14 protein-coding genes and 1 pseudogene are annotated in these 12,546 nt (G+C 61.2%); 7 read left to right on the top strand and 8 right to left on the bottom strand.

The window, feature by feature from the left end:
• Positions 1-65: 65 nt before the first annotated feature.
• Positions 66-1,400, bottom strand: coding sequence for an MFS transporter (locus GJT30_08200; GenBank protein MSM39586.1), 1,335 nt, complete (start codon positions 1,398-1,400; stop codon positions 66-68).
• A gap of 369 nt (positions 1,401-1,769) precedes the next feature.
• Here GJT30_08200 and GJT30_08195 point away from each other — a divergent pair, with 369 nt between their 5' ends.
• A complete protein-coding gene (locus GJT30_08195; protein ID MSM39585.1) occupies positions 1,770-2,234 on the top strand; it encodes a DUF1003 domain-containing protein in 465 nt (154 codons plus the stop codon).
• A gap of 67 nt (positions 2,235-2,301) precedes the next feature.
• Here GJT30_08195 and GJT30_08190 read toward each other — a convergent pair whose 3' ends face one another.
• From GJT30_08190 to GJT30_08175, 4 genes and pseudogenes are all read right to left on the bottom strand, one after another.
• Entirely contained in the window at positions 2,302-2,520 is a 219-nt protein-coding gene (locus GJT30_08190; GenBank protein ID MSM39584.1) for a hypothetical protein, read from the bottom strand.
• A gap of 57 nt (positions 2,521-2,577) precedes the next feature.
• Positions 2,578-3,888 (bottom strand): DEAD/DEAH box helicase, encoded by a 1,311-nt coding sequence (locus GJT30_08185; GenBank protein MSM39583.1) that lies wholly within the window; start codon positions 3,886-3,888, stop codon positions 2,578-2,580.
• 194 nt (positions 3,889-4,082) lie between these two features.
• Positions 4,083-4,556 (bottom strand): VOC family protein, encoded by a 474-nt coding sequence (locus tag GJT30_08180; GenBank protein MSM39582.1) that lies wholly within the window; start codon positions 4,554-4,556, stop codon positions 4,083-4,085.
• Positions 4,557-4,607: 51 nt separating this feature from the next.
• Positions 4,608-5,069: pseudogene (locus GJT30_08175) on the bottom strand (SRPBCC domain-containing protein).
• 204 nt (positions 5,070-5,273) lie between these two features.
• Between GJT30_08175 and GJT30_08170 the strand changes: the two are divergent.
• Positions 5,274-5,894 (top strand): TetR family transcriptional regulator, encoded by a 621-nt coding sequence (locus GJT30_08170; protein ID MSM39581.1) that lies wholly within the window; start codon positions 5,274-5,276, stop codon positions 5,892-5,894.
• A 154-nt stretch (positions 5,895-6,048) separates the two neighbouring features.
• Complete coding sequence (locus tag GJT30_08165) at positions 6,049-6,330, top strand: hypothetical protein (protein MSM39580.1); 282 nt, start codon at positions 6,049-6,051, stop codon at positions 6,328-6,330.
• Between the two features lie 169 nt (positions 6,331-6,499).
• Here the strand turns inward: GJT30_08165 and GJT30_08160 are convergent, their stop codons facing one another.
• A complete protein-coding gene (locus tag GJT30_08160; GenBank protein ID MSM39579.1) occupies positions 6,500-7,318 on the bottom strand; it encodes a transglycosylase in 819 nt (272 codons plus the stop codon).
• A gap of 312 nt (positions 7,319-7,630) precedes the next feature.
• Here GJT30_08160 and GJT30_08155 point away from each other — a divergent pair, with 312 nt between their 5' ends.
• Complete coding sequence (locus tag GJT30_08155; protein ID MSM39578.1) at positions 7,631-8,536, top strand: hypothetical protein; 906 nt, start codon at positions 7,631-7,633, stop codon at positions 8,534-8,536.
• Between the two features lie 133 nt (positions 8,537-8,669).
• Here GJT30_08155 and GJT30_08150 read toward each other — a convergent pair whose 3' ends face one another.
• Positions 8,670-9,191 carry a GNAT family N-acetyltransferase gene (locus GJT30_08150; protein MSM39577.1) on the bottom strand — a complete coding sequence of 174 codons (522 nt, stop codon included), beginning with the start codon at positions 9,189-9,191 and terminating at the stop codon, positions 8,670-8,672.
• A gap of 129 nt (positions 9,192-9,320) precedes the next feature.
• On the opposite strand from GJT30_08150, the gene GJT30_08145 reads away from it, so the two are divergent.
• The 3 genes from GJT30_08145 to GJT30_08135 all read left to right on the top strand — a co-directional run bounded on the left by GJT30_08145 (position 9,321) and on the right by GJT30_08135 (position 11,453).
• A complete protein-coding gene (locus tag GJT30_08145) occupies positions 9,321-9,710 on the top strand; it encodes a DoxX family membrane protein (protein MSM39576.1) in 390 nt (129 codons plus the stop codon).
• A 104-nt stretch (positions 9,711-9,814) separates the two neighbouring features.
• On the top strand, positions 9,815-10,210 hold the full coding sequence (locus tag GJT30_08140) for a DUF309 domain-containing protein (GenBank protein ID MSM39575.1): 396 nt from the start codon (positions 9,815-9,817) through the stop codon (positions 10,208-10,210).
• Between the two features lie 52 nt (positions 10,211-10,262).
• The gene (locus tag GJT30_08135) at positions 10,263-11,453 is read left to right on the top strand and encodes an MFS transporter (protein MSM39574.1); all 1,191 of its coding nucleotides are present in this window, start codon (positions 10,263-10,265) and stop codon (positions 11,451-11,453) included.
• A 14-nt stretch (positions 11,454-11,467) separates the two neighbouring features.
• Here GJT30_08135 and GJT30_08130 read toward each other — a convergent pair whose 3' ends face one another.
• Positions 11,468-12,544, bottom strand: a complete 1,077-nt coding sequence (locus GJT30_08130; GenBank protein MSM39573.1) for an ADP-ribosylglycohydrolase family protein — start codon at positions 12,542-12,544, stop codon at positions 11,468-11,470.
• Positions 12,545-12,546: the final 2 nt, after the last annotated feature.

Genomic DNA, 12,546 nt, shown 5'->3' with positions numbered 1-12,546 from the left:
CAGGATAGCCGGGGTGGCATCTCCACTCTGCCCACACCCCCTGCCAGTCAGCCGGCAACCCCGGTTCATTCGATGCGGGGAGCTTCGGCACCGGTCTCCATGCCGTCGGCAACCTCGCGGATGATCCCCATGCTGACATAGATCGGGCGAACCTTTTCCCTGATCCTGGGGAGATGCCGGGCGAACAACACGCCGCCGGCAAGACAGAAGGCCGCGCCGATCAGGAGCGTTTCGCGCGGTCCGATCACTTCGGCCAACGCCCCTGCCGCCAGGCTCCCGAACGGGACCATCCCCATGAACGAAACGGTAAAGAAACTCATGACCCGGCCGCGCTTGTCCTCCTCCAGGATGGTCTGCAGCACCGTATTGCAGGAGGCGACGAGCGTCATGGCCCCGAAACCGGCGGCTGCCAGCGCCACCAGCGAGAACGGGAAGTTGCGCGAAAGGGAGAAGGCGGCGATCCCGACTGCGAAAACCATGGTCGCCCGTGCGATCACCCGTCCCAGGCCGAGTACGCTGCTGCGGGAGGCGAGATAGAGAGTGCCTGCCAGGGCACCGCAGCCGGCAGCGGTCATGAGGAACCCGAAGGTGTGTGCGCCGCCATGCAGGACCTCCTTGGCGAAAACGGGTACCAGCACGGCATAGGGCATGCCCATGAGGCTTACCAGGGCGACGAGGAGCAGGATGCTTCTGATCGGCCCGAAACCGAAGGCGTACACGAACCCTTCGCGGAGCTCATGCAAGATGTGCCGCCTCTCGCGCTGCTGGTGGGAACCGGGCGTGACGCGCATGGCGGTCAGCGCCAGGATGACCGCCAGGTAGCTGAACGCATTCAGGATGAAACAGATCCCCTCTCCCACCGAGGCCACTAAAAGCCCCGCTATGGCAGGACCGACCAGGCGGGCGCCATTCACCATGGAAGAGTTGAGTGCAATGGCGTTGCCCAGATCCTCCCGGTGCTCCACCATCTCCACGACAAAGGACTGGCGGATCGGGATATCGAATGCATTGACGATCCCCAGCAGCAGGCTCAGAAGGACGATCTGCCAGACCTGCACGTATCCCGTCAGAACGGCAACGGCCAGCAGGGCCGCCTGCACCATGGCAAGGGACTGGGTGGCGAGCAACAGGCGGCGCCGATCCCAGCGGTCGGCAAGTACGCCGGCGACCGGGGAGAGCAGCAAGGTGGGAATCTGGCTGGTGAAACCGACGACCCCGAGGAGCAGGGAGGAGCCGGTCAGGCGGTATACGAGCCAGCTCATGGCTACCTGCTGCATCCAGGTGCCGACCAGCGACACGCTCTGTCCGGCAACGAAGAGCCGATAATTCCTGGAACGGAGTGCACGCAGCAGAAGCCGGGCGCGGTCCCATGTCCCACCGTGATGGACAGAAGCAGCCATACCGTTCTCAGATCTTCAAAAAAATGTCCGGACAGCACCGATTGCGGTCAGACACATGCCTGATCGCAACTCCCGGCGCAATCGTCACATTCCGGCCGGGCCATGGGTCAATACTCATCAGAGGACAGGGAAAGCCCTCTCCGCCGGGACAGCGCCAAAACAGCAGCTGGGGGGCCGACCTTTTCGATCATCGCTCCCCCCTTTCACTTTCCCACTATGGCGTTATGATTAACGCTGAAGTCATTCGTACCCCGAAAACGGGACGCCTGACCGGGTGCATCGCTTTGCCGCCGGGCAGAATCGACCCGGCAAAACAAACACACGCTACGCGGCTTCCATGTGAGCCGCCCATGCCGACAAGGAGCCAACGTGAAACCAACCGTCTTCCCACCCCACTATCATCACGAACATGGTCCCATCAAGAACGTCAACGAGGTCATCAAGGAACAGCGGACCGTAGGACAGCAAGCAGCAGACTGGATTGCCACCAAGGTAGGTTCCTGGGAATTCATCATCTGTCAGTCCCTGATCCTCACTGTCTGGGCGATCCTCAATGTCACTGCCTGGGTACGGCATTGGGACCCCTACCCCTTCATCCTGATGAATCTGGTCCTGTCGCTGCAGGCTGCCTATACCGCCCCCATGATCATGATGAGCCAAAACCGGAAGGCCGATCACGACCGGATCGAGGCGCACATCGATTATGAGGTCAATCTGAAAGCGGAAACCGAAATCCGGGTCATCCTGGAGAACCTTGAAGCACAGAATATCGCCATTGCCGAGATCCACAAGATGTTGGCAGCCGTCTATACCCAGAAAACCGGAGAGGAATAGGGGCGGGCATCAGGGTGCGGACACTCTGACCCGTTTGCCGATCGTCCTCTGCCCGGCAGATGTCGGTTCAATCGCCGATATTCTTAGTCAGGAGCGGCTTCAGAAACTTGTCAAAGGTGGCCTGCTGTTTTGCGGACAAAAGATCGACGTTTCCCTCATTGTCCAGCAAAAAGGTGCCGACGCCGACAACGGTCCGAGTCAGATACCCGGTCCCTTCCACAATCTTATCGATCTCGTCTCTTCGCTTGCTCAGCAGGTTGCGCAGCTGGCGCAGATCAACTTCCATAGTCCATCCTCCTGTTGTTTGTGAAACGGCCCCACTCCTGCAGATTCCCGCCAAGCGTCAGGATCTGCTCCCCCGGCGCCCGGTTTTGGGGGCGGGCCGTTCGGCCACGGCTTTTCCCCGCCGGGAAGGGGTGCCCTTTGCCGGAGGCTGTGCCTTCTTCACCGCCGGAGTGCGGCTCTTGGGCGCTTGGGCGGCCTGCTTGAGCTCCTTTACCCGCACGCTCCGCCGGGCCGCGACCTGCGGGAATTCGGCAAGCGTGCGGCGCGGGATGGCATAGGTGAGCAGCTTCTCGATCGCTGCCAATAACGGCTTTTCTTCCGGGCTGACCAGCGAGAGGGCAATCCCCTCCTCCCCGGCCCGGCCGGTGCGGCCGATCCGGTGCACATAGTCTTCCGGAACCTGCGGCAGATCATAATTCACCACATGGGGCAGCCGCTCGATGTCCAGCCCGCGCGCCGCCACATCGGTCGCCACCAGAACGCGCAATTCACCCCGCTTGAACTCCGCCAGGGTCCGGGTCCGGATCGACTGGCTCTTGTTGCTGTGAATGGCAGCGGCCCTGATTCCGTCGAAGTTCAGCTCTTCTGTCAGCTTGTCCGCGCCGTAGCGGGTGCGGGCAAAGACCAGCACCTGGTTCCAGCCCCCCTGGCGGATCAGGAACGAGATCATCTCCCGCTTGCGGCTCCGTTCCACCTGGTAGACCGCCTGGGTCACGGCGTCGGCCGCGATATTGCGGCGCGCCACCTCGATCCGCCGCGGGTGGTCGAGCAGTTCGTCGGCCAGCTGCTTGATGCTCCGGGAATAGGTGGCGGAAAAGAGCAGGGTCTGGCGCTTGGCCGGTAGATATTCCGCCACCTTCTTGATCTCGTCGATAAACCCCAGATCGAGCATGCGGTCGGCCTCGTCCAGCACCAGGACCTCGATCTGCGAGAGGTTGACGGTGCCCCGTTCCGCGTGGTCCAAAAGCCGCCCCGGCGTGGCGACCACGATATCGACGCCGCGGTGCAGCCGCTCGATCTGCGCCTGGATGGTCACCCCGCCGTAGATCATGGTGGAGCGGAGCGACAGGCGCCGGGCATAATGATTCATCTGCTCGCTGACCTGGGCAGCCAGCTCGCGGGTCGGCACCAGGACCAACGCCCGGGGTATCCGCCGTTTCTGACGGGGGATATTCTCGCCCAGTCGCTGCACGATCGGCAGGGCAAAAGCGGCGGTCTTGCCGGTGCCGGTCTGGGCGCCGGCCAGCAGGTCGCACCCCTCGAAGATCAACGGGATCGCCCCGGCCTGGATCGGGGTCGGCGTGGTATAACCCTGGGTGGCAATCGCGCTCAGCAGTTCGTCGCGCAGGCCGAGAGATGCAAATGACATGGTTGAGACTCCTTCTATAAGCCTTCTGGTGCCCTGTCGGCAGGTTGAAGCTGCCGCTCGGGTGGCAACTGCGCTGACAAAAAAACCACAGGAATATGTCCCTGTGGTCCAGACGCATTGAAATATAGCACGTTATCTCTTCCTCGGCAAACTATTAGCCGTCGAGGCAGATGGGAGGCGGACCAGCTTTCCGCCTAGCATTTTTTATTAAAAAGCGCCTTCGCCCGTGTCTGTATCTCTTCCGCTGTCACGTCCTCGACATGGGTGGCAATGGACCATTTATGGCCGAACGGGTCGACAACGGTCCCCATCCTGTCGCCCCAGAACTGGTCGTCAACCGGCATCAGCAGCTTGGCACCGGTCGCAACCGCCCGGTTCACGACGGCATCCACATCGTCGACGTAGAGCACGATCGATACGGACGTGCCGCCGATCGTCTGCGGGCTGAGCGCATTCCAGTCAGGGGCTTCGTCGCACAGCATGATCGGCGAATCGCCAATCTTGATCTCGGCATGCATCACCCTTCCTTCCGGGGTTGCCAGGCGTGTCAGTTCCTGCGCGCCGAATGCCTCTTTATAGTAATCGATTGCCTTGCCGGCATTGGTGACGATCAGATACGGGGTTGCCGTGTGATAGCCTTCCGGGGTCTTTTTTATTGTGGTTGCCATGATAGGTTCCTCCTTCCCTGGTGATGAACTACGCTTCGTTTCTTTGCTGGCCAGGCTTTCCGCCAGCTTGTCGAAGGACTGGTGCCAGCCTTCCGAGCAGGGTTCCCGCTCGCTCGCCGGCAGCCCTTCGTGGCGCAGGGTCATCCTGGTTTTCCCGTCGACGTCTTCCAGCGTCATCGTCACCAGCAGCTCCAACGGGAAATCCCCGGTCATGCCGTAGTGGCTGGCCGGGACCACGTTGCCCTGCTCATCGGCAAAGCTGTCGGTGCAGACCAGACGCTCGGGCGCGACGATTTCGCGGTAGGTGCCGGTGCTCCAGTAGTCCTGCCCTTCCGGTGACCGCATACAGTAAAGATATATTCCCCCCACGCGGAGGTCGTTGGTACAAAACGGCGCCGTGAAGTCCTTTGGCCCCCACCAGCGCGTCATGCGTTCAGGCTCGGTCCATGCCTGCCAGACCTGTTCGCGCGGAGCATCGAATACGCGAATTATGACCAGTGGCTCGGTATTCATCTCGCTGCTCCTTTCCCGGGCCGTTCCAGAGGCAGATGCGACTCTCCCCGACAACCACCCGGATTGCGTGTAATCCTGTTTTCCTGATTTCATTTTACATACCATTCAGTATGGTGTCAAAGCAATAAATCCGGTTATTTATAACTCATTTTAATATTTTATATTGGCTTAACATACCGGTTGATATATTATTGAATCATGAGAATGGAACCGAAGAAGCGGTCGAGAGACCCGGAAAAGACGCGCGCCCATATCCTGGAAGTGGCCTTCCGCGAGATTTATCACCACGGCTTCCAGGGTATCAGCATCGATCAGATCATCAGGAAGACAGAGGTGACCAAGGGGGCTTTTTTCCACTACTTTCCCACCAAGAGCGACCTGGGGTATGCCATTGTGGATGAGATCCTGCGGGAGATGATCCTGGACCGGTGGATCCGTCCGCTGGCGGCCTACCGGAACCCGCTCCAGGGGATCGTCAAGCGGTTCAGGCTGCTGACCGAGGCCATGGCAGACGAGGACCTCACCCGGGGCTGCCCGCTCAACAATCTCGCCCAGGAGATGTCCGCGGTGGACCCGGTCTTCAGGGAAAAGATCAAGGGAGTGCTGACCATCTGGATCGACGAGACCGAGCGCTTCCTGAAAAAGGCCCGGGATGCCGGCTACCTGAAAAAGGATACCGACACGCGCCAACTGGCCGTTTTCGTCGTGACGCTGGAAGAGGGTGCGTTCGGCCTGGTCAAGAGCATGGCAGACCGGAAGCTGTTCGATTCCCTGTACGACTCGTTGCGGGAACATCTGTATTCCTGTGCAGAGCCGCACGAGTAATGGCCGCAAAATCCCGAAAATGCCCCCTCCCCGACGTCCTGCCAATCGCCGGAATTTGACCTGCGTCATAAGGCCGCTGCCCGGTCCGGGTTATACTCTGCTCCAGCATATCATTTGGGTGCCACACAGGCGCCAGGGAAAAGGAGCGAGGATCATGGGCAATTGCGGATGCGGCCACGATGGGGGCCGAGGGCCGTTTGCAGAAGGCAGGGAGTTGGTGGAGTTTGTTGCGCAGGCCCATGGCGGCGCGCTCAGGAACAAGCCGATACCCGGCGGCGGCTTGCCGGCGGCCTGCCAGGAGTGCGGCACCCCCTTCACCCTGACCACCTTTGTAGGGAGTTGCCCGGCGTGTGGGGGCATCCATGCCGTTTCACCGCCGCGGTGCGCCGATCCGGCCAATATCCAGTTCGCCGGTGCCGGCTATCGGCTGGAGTAACGCGATGTCCGGTACCAGCCAACATGTTGTCACCATCGTCATCTGGGCATTGACCCTGGCCGGCTCCTTCTTCGGCGGCCGTGCCGCCTGGCGGCGTCGCCGGCAGAAACGTGCGGAGACAAAAAAGGAGATGTAAGAAAATACACCCTCGGATTTCCCCCGCCGTGGCTCACTGGAAGATATCGAACAGGCCCTTGAAGAATCGCCGTGCCTTGGCCGAGAAACCCTGGTCAACCTTCCTCTGCATTCCGCTGATATTGGGCATCTCCGCCAGGGCCTGGCGGTACTCCGCCTCGGTCAGCACCCCCTTCCGCCGCATCTGCCCCAATATCATGTCGGAGCGTTTCAACACCCGGTCCAAATGACGGTAGGGGTTATAGACCTTCTGCGGGCCGGGGAGCATGGCCGCAAGAAAGGCACACTCCCGTGGGGTGAGTGACTTAGCCGGCTTGTCGAAATAGTAGCTGGCACCATGACCGACCCCGTAGACCATCGGCCCAAGCTCGACGATGTTGAGGTAGAGTTCGATGATCCTCCCCTTTGTCAACTCCTGCTCCATCCGCATGGCGAGATAGATTTCCTTGATCTTGCGGTTGATGGTCTTGTCCCTGGAGAGGAAGAGATTCTTTGCCGTCTGCTGAGTAATGGTCGAGGCACCCCGGGCAAAACGCTTCTGTTCCAGGTCATATTTGATGGCATTTTTGAGCGCTTTGACATCGATCCCCTCGTGTCGGTAGAAATTGGTATCTTCCGCCACGATGACCGCCCATTTCATCTCCGCGGGGATGTTTTTCAGCGGGGTCCACCAAGGGTTCTGCGGACCCACGACAAACGGGTGCAGCTTTCCCTGCCAGTCCTCCACCTGGATGGTCAGGTTTGTCGTGCGGTCGGCAAGCGCCGATATGGAAGGAAGGCGAAAAAGGGAAATACCCAGGTAGCTGCCATAGAGGGCGATGCTGCCAAGGACGATAACCACCAGCCACTTCAGTGCCTTCACATATGCCTCGAGAGGAGAAAGTGTGAACTGGTGCACGATAGCAGAAATCGGCCGATGATGGTGCAGTTATCTGGACAGCAGGCCGCTCCAGCCACCCTATCTCGCTGATTTTCCAGCAGGGATGCCCTTTCATGAATGACCGCAGCTTCTTACGCTGCTTGATGCTTGGCGGCGCTTGATTGACTGTTCGGCAGCACGGGATACACTAGGATATGTTGAAAAGCCGGACGGACAACTGGGACCTGCGCCACGTTCCGTTGCCAGGCAACGTCCACGACCCTGCAGATCGAAACGGAGGACAACATGCGGAAAATACGCTACGGAGTCTTTGTGCTGTGGATGCTCTTGTGCTGCTCGGTGACCTCTGCCCCGGCCGAGGTGAGCATCGGTATCGGCATCGGGCTGCCCAACGTGAGCATCGGCATCAATCTGCCGCTGTTCCCTGAACTCGTGCCGGTGCCCGGCTACCCGGTCTACTATGCGCCACGGGTGGAGACCAACTATTTCTTCTACGACGGCATGTACTGGGTCTACCAGGACGACAACTGGTATGCGAGTTACTGGTACAACGGCCCCTGGTCGTTTGTGGAGCCAACGGTCGTGCCGCTGTACGTGCTGCGAATCCCTGTGCGGTACTATCGGCATCCTCCCCCCTACTTCCGCGGTTGGCGAGCAGATGCGCCGCCCCGCTGGGGCGAGCACTGGGGCCGTGAATGGGAACAGCACCGGCGAGGATGGGACAACTGGAAACGCGGCTCCGGCCCGAAACGGGCACCGCTCCCCGTCTACCAGCGCCAGTACAAAGGAGATCGGTATCCGCCGGTAGAGCGGCAGCAGACGCTACGCCATCAGTATTACCGTTACCAGCCGCGCGACAAAACGGTCCGCCAGCACTCCCAGCAGCAGGGAGTCCAGAGAGGGCCCGCGCCTGTCCGGCAGGAGAGACGGGAAGAGCCCCGGATGAGAAGCCAGGGCCAGCAGCAAATCCAGCGCCAGGCACCGGTTCCACAGGCCCCCCCGGCAGCCCCGCGCCAGCAGCAGCAGCGTCAAATATACCGGGAGCAGAGGCAGCAGCCAGAGGCAGTACCGGCACAACGGCAGCAGATCAGGGAACAACAACAGCAGGAACGGGGAAGGTCACAGGAGTTCCGGGGCCAGGGACAAGGCCAGGAGCAAAAGAAAGAAGAACGGGGGCGGGAGCGCAATTAATGGCCGGGGGTGGCTATTTCAAGGGAGCGCAAACCGGCTATCCATAAGGATGTCCCCCATCGAGTCCTCTTGAACGGGCAAGGCGGCCACTAGGCCGCCTTGCCCGTTTTTGCATCTGCCACCGTCCTGCCACTCACCTTGCCCGGCGCTTCTTTGCCTTTGGGGCAGGCGGTGCGGCAGCAGCTTTGAACTCCGGCTCGTAGCCGACGATGAAGCTGGTGGCGCCGTCGTTGCGCATGCTGAGGAAGTGGGCGTTACCGGTATCGTACGGGCAGACCGGCTGACTGCAGGGCTCGAAGCCGAACCGCTTGTAATAGCCCGGCTCACCCAGGACAAACAGGGGCTGGTTCTTGATCGCCTCCTGGCGCAGGGCGAATCTGAGCAGTTCCGAGCCTATGCCCTGCCGCTGGAAATCGGGGGCAACGGCCATGGGAGCCAGGTGCAGGCCGCAGACGTCGCTGCCATGATAGGCATTGGAAAAGGCAACATAGGCGATGACCTTGTTGATATGGATGCAGACCCATTCGTGCAGGGGCCGGTCATTCTCATGAAGTTTGCGAACCAGCGCGGCTTCGTAGTCACTGCCGGGAAAGGCGCGCTGCAGGAGGGCATAGACCTTGGGGCGATTTTCAATCGAAACTTTCTGTATTTTCATGACGGTTCTCCATCCACGACAGATTCCATCCCCGGAATCCCTGCCGGATTAATCTGCTCCACTTTCTTCCCGACGGATTATAATGAAGACAGGGTAGCAGATGCAGTGTAGTACCCCGGAGGTGTTACCATGAAACCATTCCTCTCGCAATACAGTTCCCACTGTTACGCGCTGATGCGGATCGTTGTCGGTTTCCTGTTCCTGTGGCACGGCGTGCAGAAGCTGTTCGCATTCCCGAGCGCCATGCCGGCAGGAGTCCCCGCCTACATCATCTATGTTGCCGGGCCGATCGAGTTGATTGGCGGCATCCTGGTGATGGTCGGCCTGTTCACCCACTGGGCGGCCTTCCTGACCAGCGGCCAGATGGCATTCGCCTACTGGATCGGTCACGGGACCACGGCAGTGCTGCCGATCCAGAACAACGGCGAGCTGGCGGTGCTCTACTGCTTTGCGTTCCTGTTCATCGCTGCCCATGGAGGCGGCATCTGGAGCATAGATGCAGTCCGGAAACGACACTAGCGAGGCGCCCGCTCCAGTGGGCATGATGGTCAGCATCGGCAGTATATTCCGCCTCTGCCCGGAGCATGGAGAGAGGCAGTCAGCGCAGGAAGGGGGCGACACATATGGCCACACAGCGTGATTGCGCCGATTCGCCGTCCGGGGCGATTTTGCAGGCACTGGGCGAGTTCAATCGCGGTGACTGGTATGACTGCCATGAAACGCTTGAAGATCTCTGGGTCGGTTCCGAAGACGAAAGCCGGTGGTTCTACCAGGGGATGCTGCAGATCGCCGTTGCGCTTCTGCACTGGAGCAACGGCAACTACGGCGGCGCGGTTTCCCTGCTGACCAAAGGGGGAGAGTACCTGCGGCGGGTCAGACCGGTCTGCCAGCGGATCGAAGTAGAGACGCTCGCCAACGATGCCGAGGCCTTCCTGGCGGAACTCACCCGGCTCGGCCCGGAGCGGATGGCCGAACTCCCTGCGGAGTTGATCCCGAAAATGCGGCTGGCACCAGCGTAACCTTCTGCAAACTCCACTTCATAATTCGTCTCGAATGTTCCATAATGCCCCCATGACCTCCCTCCGGCGCAATATCCCCCTACTCTACGCCTTCTCCTTCCTGCAGATGACCCTCTTTCCCATGGCGATCATCACCCTGTTCTGGAAGGACCACGTCGGGCTGTCACTGTCGCAGATCCTGCTGCTGCAGAGCATCTTCGCCGTGGCAATGGTGGTGATGGAATACCCTTCCGGCTACATCAGCGACCGGGTCGGCTACCGGACGGCCCTGACCTTTGCATCCATTCTCGGGATCGTGGGCTGGGGAGCCTACACGGTCGCCTCATCGTTTCGGGATGTCCTCATCGCCGAGATCCTCCTCGGCATTTCCACCTCCTTCATCAGCGGCACGGACAGCGCACTCCTCTACGAATCCGTGAAGGGAACAGGGGATGAACCTGCCTATGCGCGATTCGAAGGGCGCTCCACCGGGTTCGGCCAGACCGGAGAGGCTGCCGGGGCGGTCTTCGCCGGGCTTCTTTATGCCAGATACCCGCTGCTCCCCTTCATCCTCCAGGTGGTGGTCTGGATTCTGGCGCTGCTCCTCACCCGGGGCTTGACGGAACCGCGGCGTGAACCGAGACACTTTGGTGGGCACCTGAAGGAGGCGCTTGCCTCTGCGCGCTACGTCTTCATCGAGAACCGGCGCCTCCGTATCACGATCATCCTGAGCATCACGCTCGGAATCTCGTCCTTCTACCCGGTCTGGCTGATCCAGCCGTACATGCGTGACGCCGGCGTCCCCCTCGCCTCCTTCGGCCCTATCTGGGCCGGGGCCAACCTCATTGTCGCCCTTTTCGCCGTCCTGAGCCACCGGGTCCGGGCATTTCTGGGCGAACGCCGGATGATCCTGCTGCTGGTGCTGCTGGTCTGGGTGGGATATCTGGGGTTGGGGTATGCGGCAGGGGTCTGGGGATTTCTCTTCTACTACCTGCTGACGGCGATGCGGGGGATGCGGGGTCCGTTCTTTCTGCACGCCGCCCAGGCCGAGATCCCGTCGGCAAACCGGGCAGGGATGCTGTCGCTCCAGTCCCTCTGCTTCCGGCTCCTGTTCGCCATCACCGGCCCGCTGGTGGGGATCTACGCCGATGCCCGGGGGGTGGGAAAAACGTTCCAGCTCCTCTTTGTCGTCTGTCTCCTGGTCCTGCCCCCGCTGGTCTGGCTCTTCCAGAAACAGCGGCACCCCGACGCTGCCGGAGGGTGATCCCGGCTGCAGCGTCAGGCGACCTTCTCTGCCAGGGCGGTCGCCAGTTCGAGCAGCCGCTCCCGCTGCACCAGTCCATCCATAAAGCGTTGCGGGATGCCGGGCAGACCCACCTGCGCCCCCACCAGCGCGCCGGTCAGCATGGCGCGGGCCATGTTCTGACCGCCCCCATTGATGGCATGCAGCAGAGCCGCTTCGAAATCGTCGTGGAAACGGGCCGCCAGATAATAGACCGCCGGCAGCTGGTGGTAAATGGCGCAGGGCATGCCATACACCAGCGAAACCTTCCAGGCCGGCTCGATCCGCACATCCGGGTCCGCAGCCGCAGCCGCCATGTAGGACGGCGTCAGCAGGGCATCGGGAGACGCGAACATGCCGGCACGCGGCGGATCTGGATCGCCGGGACGGGGGGGCTGCAGATCATCGCTGGTGATATGATGGAATGGCAGCTCTCCCTTGTTGACCAGCCGCATCAGCTTGCCGGACAGGTGCGCGTTCAGGCCGTGCCCCTGGACCAGGAGCCCCAGCACCGCACCATAGGCAACGGTCATGGCGACGATGGTCGGGTCGGTCTGGGTCAGCACGGTATTGGCGGCAATGGTTTCGGCCAGGCGGGCCGGTTCGTGGGCATAGCGCACCGCCAGGGCCAGGGTACGTTCGATGGCTTCCGTGTCGTCGGCATGGCCGCCGGTCCGCCCCCAGGGAAGCTGCTGTTGGACCCGCTGCCGCCAGAGTTCGCGGATCGACTGGCTGGTATACCCGCCCGGCCCGGAAACCGGGGTGCCATCCAGAAACGGCAGCAGTTCCGTGTCCAGCAGGCGGCAGAAATCGGCCTCATCGTAGCCTCCTCGCTCCACCAGCGACCCGAGCAGGAGCGTGAGGATGAAACCGGCCTGCGACAGCTCGCCAGCCTTGAGGCCGTCGTGGTATCGCCCCGGTTTCGGGTCCGTGTAGCCGGTGATCCACGGCCCGTAATCGCGGCGCAATTCGTCGAGATCATAGTACCAATGCGGACCGAGCCCCATGGCATCGCCGATGAAGGCGCCCATGATGGCGCCAGCAGCCCTGTCCTGAATGGTTGTCGTTTGCATGG

Origin of the sequence: Geobacter sp., assembly GCA_009684525.1 — a bacterium.
GTDB lineage: Bacteria > Desulfobacterota > Desulfuromonadia > Geobacterales > DSM-12255 > Geoanaerobacter.
This window is presented reverse-complemented; position numbering and strand designations above follow the sequence as displayed.